Origin of the sequence: Phormidium yuhuli AB48 (assembly GCF_023983615.1) — a bacterium.
Taxonomy (GTDB): domain Bacteria; phylum Cyanobacteriota; class Cyanobacteriia; order Cyanobacteriales; family Geitlerinemataceae; genus Sodalinema; species Sodalinema yuhuli.
The window spans coordinates 4,535,912-4,552,959 of sequence record NZ_CP098611.1 but is presented as its reverse complement, the minus strand read 5'-3'; the positions used below and the strand labels follow the sequence as shown (position 1 = coordinate 4,552,959).

Here is a 17,048-nt window from a genome sequence, read left to right as displayed (position 1 = left end):
ATGCCCAGGTCCCGCCTGCTGATGAAGCGGTACCATCTTTGCTTCACTTTAACGTATCCACCGGCGAAGCACGTCCCCAGAGACCCTTACCTTGAGGCCCCCGGAGCGAGTCCGCCGCCATTGAGCTGGGGGGGCCTCCTCAAGCCTGCACCCCTTAGCCCATCGCCTCACATCCGGCTTGAGCGTGCCAACGCACCGTTTCGTCGGCATCCTCTAAGAGCGATCGCACCACCGCCTCAGTCTCCGGCTGCTGGAAATTCCCCAACCCCAGGGCGATCGCCTGACGAACCTGAGGCGTTTCTCGTTGAGGAGGATGACGATTCCACCAAGTCGTCAGCGCCTTAGCCGCTCGGGGTTTTAAGGATTTGCGCTTCACCTGGGATAACACCCGAATCGCCTCCAAACACAGTTGTAAACTCGGCAGAGACAGAGCCGTTTGTAACAGTTCAATCGACTGGGGTCGTTCAATCCAACCGAGGGCGCGAATCACCTCTAGATTCAGAGGAACCGGTGTTTGTGGCGATCGCAAACAGCGGCCGAGAGCCGCGATCGCCTCCAAAGTTCCCACACGAGAGAGGGCGATCGCCGCCTGTTGACTCACCGCCACATCCAAATCCAGCAATCGTTCCTGAAGTAACCCCACAACCACCACCTCAGGGGCCAACTCCTGAACCCACTCATGCTGTAACCCCAGAGCGATCGTCGCCTCCCGGCGTACCAACGGTGACAAATCCCGTAACCCCTTCAGTAACGGGGTCAGCAAACGCTGATGACGATGACACCCTAACAGTGCCAGCACCTGAGCGCGAACCTCAGGATTGTCATCATCCCAAAACGGGGCCACCCGTTGACTGACATCCCCATGACGAATCTGGGCCAGGGTGCGAATCCCCAACAAACGCCAGCGTTCCTCCTGTAATAACTCACTTAGAGGGGCGATCGCCACCGCACCCAAATTCGCCAACGTCCGGGCCGCCATTCCCTTGACATCCTTATCCGTTGCCTCATTCCTGAGCAACTCTAGCAACGCCGATAGAGCCTGCGACGAGTGAAACTGGCCAATCACCTGAGCCGCAAACCACGCCAACTCATCATCCTCCGGGTGCGATCGCAACAACACTAACGTCCCTTCCAGGGCCGGTTCCCCAAAACTCGGCAAGCGTTTCGCCGCATCCCAACGTTCCTGAAAATCTCCAACCTCTAACAACTCCAAGAGAGCCGTCACCGTTTGAGACGCTACCCGACGCTCGGTAGAGCTCTCCATAGCTGAGGTTAGCTGTGAACGCTTTTGTGGCTGAGAACTGGAACAGGAGGAAATAAACGTCATAACACAATCAACAATGAACAATCATAAACAACGGGGAACACCCCTGATGGTCTTTACTGACCGGACTATCGATGTTCTCTTTCATATTCCGTGCAGCAAACCAACACGAACTATTCAACCCTTGCACCAAAGCGGCACCTATCCAAAACTAGCTTGACCCAAACCACTCCTAGATGCCAAGGCAGTTTTCCATCCAAATTGAGCATTTCATGTATAAATTGCATGGACTTGATGCGAAAGCCAAAAAAAAACTTTTTTTTTGTAGTCAACACTACGAAATAGTCCTAAAACTTCTTTTAACGTTAGACCCAGCCTAGCTCTCACCCCAAGCTCTTTTCAGTTCCAGAAACCCAGAGCTACCAAAAACGCAATTTACCATGAATTTAGCTACGTTTAAATAAAAACCATGATTTCCATAAAGAAAACCCTAAAAAATTACTAAACCTCAATCGCACCTCATTTCAGACCCACCCAAACCAGACTAGCCCCTCAACAAAACTATCATGACCTCTTCTGCACCTGCCCCAACAAAGCTCAATAAATTCGAGAAATATAAAGTTGAAAAAGATGGCTTAGCCGTCAAAGACGAACTTGAAGAGTTCAGTCGTCTGGGTTGGGAAGCCCTAGATGAAACCGACCTAGTTCACCGCCTCAAATGGTTAGGAATCTTCTTCCGGCCCGTCACCCCCGGTCAATTCATGTTGCGCCTACGGATTGCCAACGGCATCCTCAACAGCGAACAACTGCGAGTCCTCGCCGGCATTGTCCAACGCTACGGCGACGACGGCAGTGCCGACATTACCACCCGGCAAAACCTACAACTGCGGGGGATTCGCTTCGAGGACTTCCCCGATATCCTGCAACAACTCCAGAACATCGGTCTAACCAGCGTCCAGTCCGGCATGGACAACGTCCGTAACATCACCGGTTCCCCCGTTGCTGGCATTGACGGCGCCGAATTTATCGACACCATCCCCCTCTGTCAAGCCATCCAAGATGCCATCACCAACCACGGAGCCGGGAACCCTGACTATACTAACCTCCCCCGTAAATTCAACATTGCCGTGGCTGGAGGCCCCGACAACTCCGTCCATGCCGAAATCAACGACATTGCCTATGTTCCCGCCTTCAAAGACGGTAACTTTGGCTTCAACGTCCTCGTTGGGGGCTTCTTCTCCGCCAAACGTTGCGAAGCCGCCATCCCCCTCAACGCCTGGGTCACCGCCGACCAACTCGCCGACCTCAGTTGTGCCATCCTGCGGGTTTTCCGGGACCACGGACCCCGGGCCAACCGGCAAAAATCCCGTCTCATGTGGCTGATTGACGACTGGGGCCTAGAAAAATTCCGAACCGCCGTCGAACAAGAATTCGCTCAATCCCTCCCCGAAGCTGCCCCCAAAGACGAAATCGCCTGGGAGAAACGAGATCACATCGGCATTTATCCCCAAAAACAAGAGGGACTGAACTATGCTGGCCTTCATGTTCCTGTCGGTCGCCTCAACGCTGAACAGATGTTTGAAATCGCCCGCCTGGCCCAAGTCTATGGCAACAGCGAGATTCGTCTAACCGTTGAACAGAACGTTATCATCACCGGCATTGAACAGGCTAAACTAGACGCTTTCCAACAAGAACCCCTACTTCAGACCTTTTCCCTGGCCCCAGCCCCCCTGGTGCGTGAACTGGTCTCCTGTACGGGGGCGCGTTTCTGTAACTTTGCCTTAGTGGAAACCAAACAACGGGCCTTGGCCTTAGCCCAAGAACTGACCGAGGAACTGACCCTTTCCCAACCCGTGCGTATCCATTGGACTGGATGTCCCAACTCCTGCGGACAGCCTCAAGTGGCCGACATTGGCCTCATGGGTACGAAAACCCGTAAAGATGGCAAAACCGTCGAAGCCGTGGATATCTATATGGGAGGTAAAGTCGGTAAAGATGCCAAACTTGGGGAACGAGTGCTTAAATCGATTCCCTGTGAGGATCTCAAACCCGTCTTACGAGACCTTCTCCTAGACAAATTTGGTGCCATCCAACGGGCCTAAGCCAAGGAATTTTTCTGAATGGGAATTGGTCATTGGAGGATGAGATCATGACAACGCCGACAAAAACCCTTTGCCCCTATTGTGGTGTCGGCTGCGGCCTAGAAGTTCAACCGCCGGCCTTACCGGGGAAAGCCACCTATCGGGATGACGCCGGAACACCAACCTGGCGAGTTCGGGGCGATCGCCAACATCCCTCAAGTCGCGGTCGGGTTTGCGTTAAGGGTGCTACCGTTGCAGAATCCCTGGACAAAAGCCGGCTCAAATATCCCATGATGCGAGACACCCTGGATGAGCCATTTCGGCAGGTGAGTTGGGACGAGGCCCTTGATCGCATTGCCAACCGCATCCGCTCAATTCGCTCTGCCTATGGACGTCATAGCATTTGTATGTATGGCTCAGGCCAGTTCCAAACGGAGGATTATTACATCGCCCAAAAGCTGATGAAAGGCTGTTTGGGAACCAATAACTTCGATGCTAACTCTCGTCTTTGTATGTCCTCAGCGGTGGCAGGATATCTCCAGAGTTTTGGTTCCGATGGCCCTCCCTGTTGCTATGACGATTTGGAACAAACCGATTGCGCCTTTCTCATTGGCACTAATGCGGCGGAATGTCATCCCATCGTCTTTAACCGACTGCGGGAGTATCACAAGAAAAATCGCAAGGTGAAACTGGTCGTGGTTGACCCTCGGGAAACCTCCACTGCCAAAGCCGCCGATTTACATCTGGCTATTCGCCCCGGAACTGATATTGATTTGTTACATGGCATTGGCCATCTCCTGTTGCGTTGGCAAGCCTTGGACTCTCTGTTTATTGAGGATTGTACCCGTGGCTTTCCCGAATATACCCAAATCCTGGAGAGTTACCCCCCAGAATTAGTAGCCCGTCGTTGTGACATCCGTTTGGATGAATTGGAACTGGCGGCCCGCTATTGGGCGGAGAACGAGCGAGTCCTGTCGATGTGGTCTATGGGCTTAAATCAGTCTTCCGAGGGGACGGCCAAGGTGCGATCGCTCATTAACCTACATCTGATGACCGGTTCCATTGGCAAGCCGGGGGCAGGCCCTTTCTCCCTAACCGGACAACCCAATGCCATGGGAGGACGGGAAGCTGGGGGCTTAGCCCATCTCTTGCCTGGGTATCGGACCGTGAAAAATCCCCAACATCGGGCCGAGGTGGAACGCCATTGGCAACTTCCCCCCGGACAAATCGATGCTATCCCCGGCTTAACGGCTTGGGACATGATCCTGGGACTCGAAGCTGGCCAAGTGCAATTGCTTTGGGTGGCTGCAACCAATCCAGCCGTGAGTATGCCCGATATTGAACGGACTAAGGCTGCCCTACGACGCTCCCCCTTTACGGTCTATCAAGATGCCTATTACCCCACGGAAACCGCCGACTATGCCCATGTTCTCCTGCCGGCAGCCCAATGGGGGGAGAAAACGGGAACGATGACCAACTCAGAACGGGTGGTGACCCTCTGTTCAAAGTTCCGTGATGCCCCGGGGGAAGCTCGCCCCGATTGGGAAATCTTTGCCGAGGTGGGACGACGACTGGGGTTTGAAACGCAGTTCCAGTTCTCGGACTCAGCCGCTGTACATCGGGAATTCGTTGCCTTGACAAAATCACGTACCTGTGATATGTCGGGCATCACGTATGATCTGTTGCAAAAGCAGACCGTTCAATGGCCCCATCCCGAGGGAGCTGACGAGGCTGAGGCGGGGTGCTATGACAAACGACTCTATGAGGACTTGCGCTTTCCGACGGAGGATGGTCGGGCCCGCTTCTGTGCCGTCCATAGTCGGGGGTTGGCCGAGGCCCCTGACCCCGATTATCCCTTTGTCCTAACCACAGGACGGGTTTATGAACATTGGCATACCCAAACTCGCACCGGGCGCATTCCTAAAATTACCAAGAAGCATCCCCATCCGTTCATTGAGATTCATCCCCGAGATGCGAAGAAATTGGAAGTTCTCGATGGTATGTGGGTGATGATTCGATCGCGGCGGGGTGAGGGGAAATTTAAAGCCCAGGTGACGAAAGCGATCGCCCCGGGAACCCTGTTTGTCCCCATGCACTGGGGCTTCCTCTGGGCTGACAATTCCCAAGCCAACGCCCTAACCCATCCCGAAGCCTGTCCCGATTCCCGGCAACCGGAACTCAAAGCCTGTGCTGTTCAGTTATCTCCTCTCGACGGTGAGGTTGAGGCATCCCAGGCCCAAGCCTCCACCTCAGAATTGTCCCCGATCGGGGCTACAGAGGGTTAGGACATGGGCTCCAGACTCCTCCATCCCTACCACTCAAGCCAGCGAGACATCATGCCGGTAACCCCAACATTTTTTCAATTCGAGGCGGACTTTGTCGAGTCCCTGCGCTGTATCCCCATGCAAGTTCGCTATAAACTCGATACCTGTGGCGTGAAGCTCAAACTGCACCATTGGCATCAGTTAGAGGATGAAGAACGACAAGGGCTCGTAGAGATGCCCTGTGCAACCATCGAGCAGATCGCCGATTATCGACGACACTTGCGCCAATGGGTGCGCGATCGCACGGGGGAGACTCCCAAAGACCTGGCCCTGGACCCGGACCCTCCTTGGTTGGGGGAGCGGGTTCCAGGGACAGTGCGGGAGAAGGGGCGATCGCTTGATGTTAGCATCAGCGATCGCCAATGGGCGGCCCTGACTCCCCTGCAACGGTTCGCACTCATCAAACTCAGTCGCCCCAGTCACGAAAACCGTAATTTTTACCCCGCACTCCAAGAGTTCGGGCTAGTGTGAGGAGTTTAACCCTAATGACCCATTCCATCTTGAGCGCTATCGGCCCCATCGGAGGCGTAACCGTTCTCCTAGGAACCGCCCTGCCCCTAAACAGCGCCCCCACGACCTCTGGAGACCCCCAGCAGTTGGCCCAAGTCACCTCGGTGTCCCAGTTATCCGATGTCCAACCCACGGATTGGGCCTTCCAGGCCTTGCAATCCCTAGTGGAACGCTATGGTTGTATTGCCGGTTATCCCGATGGCACCTTTCGCGGCAACAATTTCATGACTCGCTACGAGTTCGCCGCCGGTTTAAACGCCTGTTTGGATCAGATTATTGCCCTCATTGACGGAGGTGATGCCGTTGACAGTGGAGACTTGTTAACCATTCGTCGCTTACAAGAGGAGTTTGCCGCCGAATTGTCCACCCTACGGGGACGGACCGATCGCCTTGAAGCCCGCACCTCAGAACTCGAAGCCAATCAGTTCTCCACCACCAGTATCCTGCAAGGGGAAGTGGCCTTTGTCTTGGCCGATGCTTGGGGAGGAGATGGCATCTCTAGCAATAGCAACGATGCCCAAACCATCTTTGCCAGTCGGGGACGACTGAACCTGGTCACCAGTTTCACCGGACGCGATCGCCTCCATACCCGCTTGCAATTCGGAAATCTAGGCAATGGCTTCGCTGACCAAATCAACACCAACGAAGGCCGATTTGCCTTTGACGGCGATACCGACAACAGCCTGGACTTAAATCGCTTGCACTATGTCTTCCCGGCCACGGACAATCTGCAAGTGACGATTATGGCCAACGCTGGCGGACACCAATTCTATAGTGACACCTTCAACCCCGGCTTAGAAGCCGGCGGGGGCGCTGGTGGGGCCTTATCCCGCTTTGGCGAACGCAACCCCATTTATCGCAGTGGCCTAGGGGGCGTTGGCCTCGGCTTGCGGCAACGTCTCGGCGACAACCTGGAACTGTCTCTGGGCTATGTCGCCCGGGGGGGCAACAATCCCAGCGAGGGGGCGGGCCTATTCAATGGCAACTATTCCGCCCTGGGGCAGTTGGTGGTGGAACCGAGCGATCGCTTCAAATTTGGCCTGACCTATATTCACGCCTATGACGTCTCCCAAGGACGGCGTTTTGGCTTTGGGGGAACCGGAACCCAACTCAGCAACCTCTCCCCCGCCGCCCTAGCCGCCAGTTCCAGTCTCTCCCAAGACCAACTGACAACGCCGGTTTCTAGTAACCACTATGGGCTAGAAATGCTGTGGGATCTCTCCCCTCAATTCCGCATTGGCGCTTGGGGGGGCTTCACGAATGCCCGCTTGATTGGTTTAGGGGATGCGGAAATCTGGAACTACGCCCTGACCCTCAGCTTCCCTGATTTACTACTCCCGGGGAACTTTGGGGCCTTGATTGTGGGATCAGAACCCTATCTGGGGGGGATTGATGTGCCGGGAACGCAAAACTTCCAAAATGAAACGCCCTTGCATATTGAGGGCCTCTATCGGCTACAAGTCTCCGAGAACATCTCCATCACCCCCGGCTTCATCTGGTTAGTGAATCCGAACCAAAATGCTGACAACGATGGCGTGTTTATTGGCACCCTACGGACCACCTTCTCCTTCTAGATGGACAGACTCATCTCCTGCTGAGGGGGATGAGTCCAATTCTGCCGTATCAAGGCTTACTTTTTACAGGGTTCCTCTCTCTGTAGAGTGGATGGGGCAGATTTAACGAACGAGCTGAATGCGATTAGAACAGGTGGAGGCCTTTTTAGCCGTTGTGGAAACGGGCAGTTTTCAAAAAGCTGCCCGTTTATGTCAGGTCACCCAATCCACGGTGAGTCGGCAGGTGCAGGCTTTGGAAACCGAGTTGGGGCTTCCCTTGTTACACCGTCAGGCTAAGGCCACCCTCACCGTGGCCGGCGATCGCTTTTTACCCCATGCCAGTCGTATCTGTCGCGAGTGGCGCAATGCGGTGACGGAGATTCGGGAACTTGCGGAAGGGAAACAGACGGAGTTATGTGTGGCGGCCATTCATTCAGCCTGCGCCCAGTTTTTACCCCCAGTTTTGCAGCAATTTTGTTCCCGTCGTCCTCAGGTGCAGTTACGGGTGACCTCCCTAGGGAGCGATCGCGCCCTTAAGGTGTTACGGGACGGCCTGGTGGATGTGGCTATTGTCATGAACAATCCCCGTCTAACCCTGAGTTCTGAGATGGTGGTGCGATCGCTTTATACGGAGACGGTGGAAGTCCTGATGGCGGCCGGACATCCCCTCACTGAGTATGAGGCAATTCCCTGGACTGCCTTGGCCGAGTACCCCCATGTGGTCTTCAAAGATGGCTATGGGATGCAACGCCTGGTGCAAAACACCTTTGCCCAATTAGGAAAACAGTTCTATCCCGCTCTAGAACTCAATACCCTCGATGCCTTTCGCGGCATGGTGCGTCAGGGGAAAATGATTTCGATTTTACCGAAATCTGCCCTCTTAGATGCCGATGACACCTTAGCGGTGCGGCCCATTGCCCAAGATGCCGGATGTCACTCCTTGGAACGGGAAGTGGTAGCCGTCACCACTCAGGATCGCCTAGAGATTCCCCCCATCGCTGAATTCTTCCAACTGGTCTGTGATAAAGTGCCACCCCTGGTGGCTAAGATGTTTGGCGACCCTGCCCCATGAGATCTGCCCAGGATTGCAACCTCTGAAGCAGACTCGTTATAATTGAGCCAGTTTCCACTGGAAACGACGGCATGAGACCCCCTTAGCCGGTTTCATTTGCCCAGTGTCACTAAAACCAATTTACCTTAGGACATTTTTATGGAAGATCGCAAAGAATACCAAGGCAATATGGAAAAACAGCTTCAGGAATGGGGGGCTAAAATTGATGACCTCCAGGCCCGGGCTGAAAAGGCAAGTAGAGATGCCAAAGATGACCTCAATCAACGAATTGATGCCCTAAAGTCGAAGCGAGATGACGTGCAAAAACGTCTTTCTGATTTAAAATCTGCCAGTGATGATGCTTGGTCGAGTCTAAAAAGTGGCTTTCAAAATGCCTGGAATGAGTTTAGTAGCTCCGTGGAAGAAGCAAAATCTAAGTTTGATTAACGCTGGCTCTATTTAACAACTCAATATCTGAAAGTCCCGTTTTACGAGTTGTTTTAAGTATCGTTTGTTTAAGATTTAACTCGTCTCAAGCGGGGCTTTAATTGCGGCCAATAATGGAGGCGGGAGAATGATAGGCTAGGGGGTCATTCAGAAACTGCATGAGTCATCAGCACCGGTAGAATACTAAGATTGATTTTAGGTCAGTCTCCCTGAAACAATAAGCCTGTAGCAGTTGCGTGATGGATCAAGACAGAGAAAACACCTGATACCTGTCCACTGCTATGGGTGTTTTCACCCCCTCCCTAGATGGCACTCGTGACCATGAGTTATAACTTTCGTCCCTTCATTCAAGCTGTGGGTAGCGGCCCCCACACCGGAAAAAATCTCAGTCGAGAAGACGCCGCCCAAGCTATGGGGATGATGCTGAGTTCAGACGCCACTCCCGCCCAAATCGGGGCCTTTTTAATTGCCCATCGTATCCAACGGCCCCGGGGTGAGGAACTGGCGGGGTTTTTAGATGCCTGCGATCGCCAGGCCCAGAAACTGCCAGCGATTGAGGAATTAGTCACGGTGTTAGGCTGTCCCTACGATGGGCGATCGCGCACCGCCCCCGTCACCGTCATCACCGCCCTCGGCTTAGCGGTAGACGGAGTCCCCTGTCTCACCCACGGTAGCGGCCGGATGCCCACAAAATATGGAATGCCCCTAATTGACATTTGGCAAGGATTAGGCGTTGATTGGACAAAACTCGACCGCGATCGCCTCAGCCAGAGTCTGCGTCAGCATCAACTCAGCTTCTACTACCAACCCAACTTCTTCCCCGCCGCCGAACAGCTAGTGGCCTATCGAGATCAACTGGGGAAACGTCCCCCCATTGCCACCATGGAACTCATGTGGACCCCCTATGACGGCAAGGTTCACCTCGTCTGCGGATTTGTCCATCCCCCCACCGAAGGCCTGTTTCAAACCGCCCTCAACTTACGCCAGCAGACCTGTTTTACCACCGTCAAAGGCTTAGAAGGCAGTTGTGACCTCCCCCGCAGCCGCCCTGCCATTATCGGTCAATATGGGCAAGCCCAAGGGGATAACCACAACCCCGAGTGGGAACGATTACATTTACACCCGATTGAATATGACTTAGGGGGGAGTGATGTTTCCTTAGAGTCAGAACCCGGCTATATCGAGATGTTGCAACAGACCATTAGGGGAGACAACACCCCGTTAACCCCAGCCGCCATCTGGAACTTAGGCTTTTATCTCTGGCGATGTGGCGTTAGCGGGAGTTTACAGCAAGGGTTAACCACGGCTGAACAGAATCTCAGTCAAGGGCGCTTGATGGCGAAAGTTCAGGAGTTACGTCATTATGTCTGTTAACGTAAAAGCCGTAATTTTGTCCGGGGGCCAGAGTCGCCGCATGGGCCGGGATAAGTCTCTCGTTTTGTGGCAGGGAGTCCCCTTGTTGCGGCGAGTGTATGACGTAGCAGCAGCGGTGGTCGGAGAGGTCAGCATCATGACCCCCTGGGGCGATCGCTATCAGGAGATTCTCCCCCCAGGGTATCACTGGTTTGCCGACGAACAGCCCGGAGAGGGTCCCTTAGTGGCCCTACAACAAGTTTTGCGGGAGTCGAACCCAGCCGAAGTGGATTGGATTTGGCTGTTAGGCTGTGATTTACCCTCTCTGAATCCCGAGATTTTGCAGCGATGGCTAGAGAACTTAGAGAACTCTACCCCTGAAGACTTGGTGGCCGTCGCGCGATCGCCCCAAGGTTGGGAACCCCTCTGTGGCTTCTACCGCCCCCAAGTCTTACCTCAATTACAAAACTTTATTGCCCAGGGAGGGCGATCGTTCCAAAATTGGCTGGATCAGGTTCCCCATGTACAAATCCCGTTAGGAAAAGCCGAAGAGGAGATGCTTTATAACTGTAATTCCCTGTTCCCTTCCCCCTAATGCTATCATCGCCTCAACCGGTCTTCTGTTGGGCTAAACCGTGAGGAAATTCCGCACCGCGCGTCAACGGCGTATTAACCACTACCGTCGCTATCTGGCGATCGCCATGGTGGTCTCCATTCCCTTGGGAATTGGGACAAAATTTTATAGTGGAATCTGGGAACGTTGGGTTGAGGGGTCAGCCGGGGGGATTCTCTATGTCATGTTTGGGATGTTTCTCCTGGGGTTTATCTTTCCCGAACTGGCCGCCGGGGCGATCGCCCTCATCGTCTTCCTCCTCACCAGTCTGGTGGAATTCTCCCAACTCTCCCAACATCCCCTCCTAGAAGCCATCCGCACCACCTTTATCGGCCGTCTCCTCATCGGCACCACCTTCGACCCCTGGGACTTTCTCGACTACTTTATCGGTTGTATGATCGGTTGGGTCATCCTGCGCCAATTGCAACGAAAGGTCTTAACCCCCAAGCGCTACGATCGTTTTTAGCCGTTTCATCCCCAGATTGCCACCATTATGCGCGTTTTCCTCCAGCATCTTGCTCATGTCCTTGCCGCTACCCCAAAAGGCTGTTCAGACCACTCTCTGAATCGTGCTTGTACCGGGATTTGTACGGATACGCGCCAGGTGAGTCCAGGGAATTTGTTTATTGCCTTGCCGGGGGAACGCTTTGATGGTCATGATTTTGTCTATACGGCCCGGGAACGGGGGGCGATCGCCGTCTTAGTTCACCATCCCTTCGACGATGAAACCTTACCCCAACTCGTTGTCCCCGATACTCTCGCGGCCTATCAACGCTTGGGCCGCTGGTGGCGGGATACTCACGCGGTTCCGGTGATTGGGGTGACGGGGTCGGTGGGCAAAACCACCACGAAAGAACTGATTGCCGCTGTGTTAGGGATTCATGGCAATGTCCTGAAAACCCAAGACAACTTCAATAACGAAATCGGCGTTCCTAAAACCCTCCTGCAATTGAATGAAAATCACACCTATGCGGTGGTGGAAATGGCCATGCGGGGAAAAGGGCAAATTGCTGAACTGACCCATATTGCCCGCCCGGATATTGGGGTGATTACTAATGTGGGAACGGCCCATATTGGCTTGTTGGGGTCGCGAGAGGCGATCGCCCAGGCCAAATGTGAACTCTTGGCGGAAATGCCCCAAACAGGCTGTGCGGTTCTCAATGCCGATGATGACCTACTGATGAAGACGGCGGCCCAGGTGTGGTCTGGGAAAACGATCACCTTTGGCTTAACCAACGGCGATTTACAGGGCCAGTTGATTGATTCCCAAACCATAGAATTAGAAGGAGTCCGCTATCCCCTCCCCCTTCCCGGCCGACATAACGCCCTCAACTATCTAGCGGCGATCGCCGTGGCCCGTCTGCTGCGACTCAACACCAATCGCCTCAATCATGGTTTAGCGGTGACGATTCCCAATGGCCGGGCCCAGAAACATCTTCTCCCGGGGGATGTGGTCTTTCTCGATGAAACCTATAATGCCGGACTCGAATCCATGTTAGCCTCCTTGGACTTATTAGCCGATAGTCCGGGCCAGCGTCGCATTGCCGTGTTAGGAACCATGAAGGAGTTGGGGGAACAATCCCTAGAGTTTCACCGACAGGTGGGGGAACGGGTGAAGCAACTGAACTTAGATGCGTTGTTTGTCTTAGCGGAACTCCCAGAAGCCGAAGCCATGGCCGATGGGGCCCATGGGGTTTCCTTTGTGGATATCGAAAATCTGGAAACGCCCCAGGCCCATGAAGCCCTCGCCTCGCGGCTGCGGGAGTTCTTGCGGGAGGGCGATCGCGTCTTGTTCAAAGCCTCTCATTCCGTGGCCCTAGATCGGATTATCCAACAGCTAAAAGCCTAGGCTGAGGGTCGGCCAACTCCTAGCATCCATCCATTCCCTATCCTATCTAACGAGACCGTGATTGCTGTGAATCGTCTAAGCCAACTCCTCACCTGGGGACTGACAAGCCTCTCCTATCTCACCCCCGCTGGCCTAGCCGCGAACCTCTCCCCCGTGGCGATGGGACTCTCCAGGGACTCATCCCCCACGGACGTCTCGTCCCCCGCCTCCCCGGTTGACCCCCCTAAGCGGTTCGCCGATTGGTGTCAGCAGCGCGATCGCCTTCCCGAGACCACCCAATGGACTCTTGAGGTGATGTTACGTCGCGCCGATCGCCAAGACTGTCTGGAGGCGGAAACGCGCTTACAGGAGATGGAAGACCTCAACCTCAGCGCCCAATCCCTCAGCGATTTACGGCCCCTAGCATCTCTGACCCATCTAACGCGCCTGGATTTAAGTGTCAATGAGATTGAGGACATCTCCCCCTTGCAGGAGTTGACCCAATTAGAAGAAGTCCTCTTGAGTATCAATGAGATTGAGGATATCTCCCCCCTGGAATCTCTGGGGAATTTGCGTCTTCTTAACCTCGATCGCAATCAGATAGAAAATATTTCCCCCCTCCAGGATTTGGAGAACTTACGGGTTTTATTCCTCAATCAAAACAACATTGACGATATTTCTGCCCTCCAGAACTTGGAGGAATTACGCTTTTTATTTCTCAATGAGAATCAGATTGAGGATATTTCTTCCCTAACGGGGTTAGTCAATCTGCAAACCTTATCCCTCAACCAGAATCAGATTGAAGATGTTTCTCCCCTGGGGCCCCTAGTCGAGATGTATGAATTGCATCTGGACTACAATCAAATTTCTGACCTCAATGGTCTACAAGGGATGACCGGTTTAAATGAGTTGTATCTCAGTGGCAATCAGATTCGCAATATCGAGCCATTAGCTGCTTTAAATGCCTTGACAGAATTGTATATTCGTGATAATGAAATACAAGATATCAGCAGTCTGCCTCAACTCGCCAGTCTCAACTGGGTTGATTTTGAGGGGAATGAGATTTTAGACATTTCGCCCTTGAGGGAGATGACCACCCTAGTGCGGGTCATTTTGCGAGATAACCCAGTAACCCCCTCCACCTGTCCCGTGGACCCCTCCATTTGTCAATTTGAATCCGACGTCTGACGGGGGAGTTGGTCGATGTCCCTAGAAGACGTTGCCCTCCTCAGGGTACACTGATTGACTGTTAAGGATTAACGATTCGCTGACAATGCCTACCTTTCTCCTCGAAGTCGGGACCGAAGAACTCCCTGCGAGTTTCGTTGAAGGGGCGATCGCCCAATGGCGCGATCGCATCCCCACCTCTCTCACCGAGGCGTTCATCGAACCTGCGGCGGTGGAGATTTATGGAACCCCGCGCCGTTTAGCGGTTCTGCTGCATAACCTCCCCCCTCAACAACCCGATCGCAGCGAAGACATCAAGGGGCCCCCAGTCCGGGCCGCCTACAAAGATGGACAACCCACCAAAGCCGCCGAGGGATTCGCCCGCAAACAAGAAGTCTCCTTAGAGGACTTAGAAATTCGCGATACGGAGAAAGGAGAATTTGTCTTTGTCCGCAAACAGATTTCCGGCCGGCCCACAGCGGACCTTTTGACCGAACTGATTCCCCAATGGATTCTCAAACTCGAAGGGAAACGGTTTATGCGTTGGGGCGATGGGGACTTGCGCTTTCCCCGTCCCATTCGTTGGCTGGTGGCTCTACTCGATGATACCGTCTTACCCCTGACCCTAACCAGTGGGTCGGATGTGGTCAGGAGCGATCGCCACTCCAGGGGTCATCGAGTTCTCCATCCCGACCCCGTCTCCATCCCCAACGCCGCCGACTACTTAGAGACCCTAGAGAACGCCTCTATCGACGTCACTCCCCAACGCCGTCGCGACAGCATCATCGAGGGGATTCACCGCTGCGCCGCCGAGGTGGGAGGAACCGCCGATATCCCCGAAGACCTCCTCGCGGAAGTAGTGCAATTGGTGGAATATCCCACCGCCGTCCTGGGCAAATTTGACGAGGAGTTCCTCATTTTGCCCCCAGAAGTCATCACCACCGTGATGGTCTCTCATCAACGCTACTTCTCCGTTCTCAACCCTGAGAATCCCCAGGAACTTCTCCCGTATTTTATCACCATTTCCAACGGCGACCCCGCCAAATCTGACCTCATCGCCGCCGGGAATGAACGAGTGATTCGGGCCCGACTTGCTGATGGGGAGTTTTTCTATAAAGCCGACTGTCAACAGCCCCTAGAACAGCTTGTTCCTCAATTGGGAACTATCACCTTCCAAGAAGATTTAGGTACAGTTGAAGATAAAGTCAATCGCCTGACAGCGGTGGCCCAGAATCTGAGTCAAGCCCTCAATTTAAGTGAAGCAGAACAGGCGAAGGTTGAGCGAGCTTGCTATCTTTGTAAGGCAGATTTAGTCAGTCAAATGGTCTATGAGTTCCCAGAACTGCAAGGAGTGATGGGAGAGAAATACGCCCGAGTGAGTGGAGAAGATGAGGCGGTTTGTCGAGCCATTTTTGAACATTACTTACCTCGGGGGGCGGAGGATAGTTTACCCCAGACCCTAACCGGGCAACTGGTGGGTTTGAGCGATCGCCTCGATACCCTCGTCAGCATTTTTGGCCTCGGCTTATTACCCAGTGGTTCCTCGGACCCCTTTGCCCTCCGTCGCGCCGCCAATGCGGTGGTCAATATCATCTGGGCGGCGGACTTAGACTTAAATCTCAATCAGTTGTTGCAAGAGGGAGTTGAGACGTTCAAACGCGCCCATCCCCAAGCCTCGCCCGAATTATTACAACAGTTGCAAGAGTTCTTCCTGCAACGATTACAAACCCTCCTGCAAGAGGACCGAGGTATTGACTATGACTTAGTGAATGGGGTTTTAGGAGAAGGCGATCGCGACTATACCGAGCGGGCATTAAGCGACGTTTTAGACACCCGCGATCGCGCCGAATTTCTGCAAAACATCCGTCAAGAGGGAACCCTAGACATTATTTACGAAATCGTCAATCGTTCCGCCCGGTTAGCCAAAAAAGGAACCCTCTCCACCGAAGAATTGAACCCCAAAACCATCATCGAGCCAGACTTATTTGAATCCCCCGCCGAACAGGGATTTTACGACGCCTTACTGGGGCTATTACCGCGTACCGAAGCCGCCCAAGAGGAGCGTAATTATAGCCAACTGATTGAAGGCTTAGTGGAGATTGCGCCCACCGTGCGGGAGTTCTTCGACGGCGAAAATAGTGTATTAGTGATGGCCGACGATGAAGCCATCAAAGCCAACCGTCTCAACCTCCTGGGGTTACTGCGCAACCACGCCCGCGTCTTAGCCGACTTCGGGGCGATCGTCAAAAACGGCTAACCCCCCCACCCACCACTCAGAAACCGAGTTTCTCCCAGAAACCCGGTTTCTCGCCCCAACCCACCACCCCCCACCACTCAGAAACCGAGTTTTTCCAAAAAACCCGGTTTCTCGCCCCAACCCACCCCCCAAACCCGAATTTCTCCCAAAGCCCATAGCACCATCCCCACCCCCTGTCAGTGATTTGTATCACAACCAACCCAGACCAACATCAACTGTGCCACACCTCCCAAGTGGCATAATGAGACCATCAAGGGTGTCATCAGGGTCAACAAAACATGATTTCCACATTAGTTGAATCCGCATTTCAAACCGGGTGCCTAAGCGTCGCATCAGAAGGACTCATCTACCAAGTCCTAACCCACCGCGCCTATAGCCCGACCGACTTAGCCGAATTACAACGACTCCAGTCCGCCGTAGACCAAGGAAAAATCGAGCGAGAAGCCCCTCAGCAACTCACCGTCCTCTCCGACCTAATGGTCGCCGCCTAGAATCCCACAGAGTCCCCAATCCAGGGACTCTCCCCGGCTGTTCCCTCACCGCCCCATCCCCTCAGGGCGGTGAGTTTCCCATGTCAACACCCCCGCCACAGCCTTGGGA

Annotated in this window: 14 protein-coding genes; 13 read left to right on the top strand and 1 reads right to left on the bottom strand. The window is 53.9% G+C overall.

Going from position 1 to position 17,048, the window contains the following annotated elements; genetic code table 11:
- Nucleotides 1-154: 154 nt before the first annotated feature.
- Nucleotides 155-1,264 (bottom strand): HEAT repeat domain-containing protein, encoded by a 1,110-nt coding sequence (locus NEA10_RS19640; protein WP_252663034.1) that lies wholly within the window; start codon nt 1,262-1,264, stop codon nt 155-157.
- A gap of 566 nt (nt 1,265-1,830) precedes the next feature.
- Here NEA10_RS19640 and NEA10_RS19635 point away from each other — a divergent pair.
- The 13 genes from NEA10_RS19635 (at nt 1,831) to NEA10_RS19575 (ending at nt 16,939) form a co-directional block, all read left to right on the top strand.
- Entirely contained in the window at nt 1,831-3,366 is a 1,536-nt protein-coding gene (locus NEA10_RS19635) for a ferredoxin--nitrite reductase (protein WP_252663033.1), read from the top strand.
- 47 nt (nt 3,367-3,413) lie between these two features.
- The gene (locus tag NEA10_RS19630; RefSeq protein ID WP_252663032.1) at nt 3,414-5,630 is read left to right on the top strand and encodes a molybdopterin oxidoreductase family protein; all 2,217 of its coding nucleotides are present in this window, start codon (nt 3,414-3,416) and stop codon (nt 5,628-5,630) included.
- 51 nt (nt 5,631-5,681) lie between these two features.
- Entirely contained in the window at nt 5,682-6,140 is a 459-nt protein-coding gene (locus NEA10_RS19625; RefSeq protein ID WP_252663031.1) for a nitrate reductase associated protein, read from the top strand.
- Nucleotides 6,141-6,154: 14 nt separating this feature from the next.
- Complete coding sequence (locus NEA10_RS19620) at nt 6,155-7,753, top strand: iron uptake porin (protein ID WP_252663030.1); 1,599 nt, start codon at nt 6,155-6,157, stop codon at nt 7,751-7,753.
- Nucleotides 7,754-7,871: 118 nt separating this feature from the next.
- The gene (locus tag NEA10_RS19615) at nt 7,872-8,804 is read left to right on the top strand and encodes a LysR family transcriptional regulator (RefSeq protein ID WP_252663029.1); all 933 of its coding nucleotides are present in this window, start codon (nt 7,872-7,874) and stop codon (nt 8,802-8,804) included.
- A gap of 138 nt (nt 8,805-8,942) precedes the next feature.
- Nucleotides 8,943-9,230, top strand: a complete 288-nt coding sequence (locus NEA10_RS19610) for a sll1863 family stress response protein (protein WP_252663028.1) — start codon at nt 8,943-8,945, stop codon at nt 9,228-9,230.
- A 306-nt stretch (nt 9,231-9,536) separates the two neighbouring features.
- On the top strand, nt 9,537-10,604 hold the full coding sequence (locus tag NEA10_RS19605; protein WP_252663027.1) for an anthranilate phosphoribosyltransferase family protein: 1,068 nt from the start codon (nt 9,537-9,539) through the stop codon (nt 10,602-10,604).
- On the top strand, nt 10,594-11,178 hold the full coding sequence (locus tag NEA10_RS19600; protein ID WP_252663026.1) for a molybdenum cofactor guanylyltransferase: 585 nt from the start codon (nt 10,594-10,596) through the stop codon (nt 11,176-11,178). The genes NEA10_RS19605 and NEA10_RS19600 overlap by 11 nt, the downstream gene beginning before the upstream one ends.
- 40 nt (nt 11,179-11,218) lie before the next feature.
- Entirely contained in the window at nt 11,219-11,662 is a 444-nt protein-coding gene (locus NEA10_RS19595) for a ribosomal maturation YjgA family protein (RefSeq protein WP_252663025.1), read from the top strand.
- A gap of 27 nt (nt 11,663-11,689) precedes the next feature.
- Nucleotides 11,690-13,045, top strand: a complete 1,356-nt coding sequence (locus NEA10_RS19590; RefSeq protein ID WP_252663024.1) for a UDP-N-acetylmuramoyl-tripeptide--D-alanyl-D-alanine ligase — start codon at nt 11,690-11,692, stop codon at nt 13,043-13,045.
- Between the two features lie 57 nt (nt 13,046-13,102).
- On the top strand, nt 13,103-14,212 hold the full coding sequence (locus NEA10_RS19585; RefSeq protein ID WP_252663023.1) for a leucine-rich repeat domain-containing protein: 1,110 nt from the start codon (nt 13,103-13,105) through the stop codon (nt 14,210-14,212).
- An 85-nt stretch (nt 14,213-14,297) separates the two neighbouring features.
- Entirely contained in the window at nt 14,298-16,448 is a 2,151-nt protein-coding gene (glyS, locus tag NEA10_RS19580; protein ID WP_252663022.1) for a glycine--tRNA ligase subunit beta, read from the top strand.
- 278 nt (nt 16,449-16,726) lie between these two features.
- A complete protein-coding gene (locus NEA10_RS19575) occupies nt 16,727-16,939 on the top strand; it encodes a hypothetical protein (RefSeq protein WP_252663021.1) in 213 nt (70 codons plus the stop codon).
- Nucleotides 16,940-17,048: the final 109 nt, after the last annotated feature.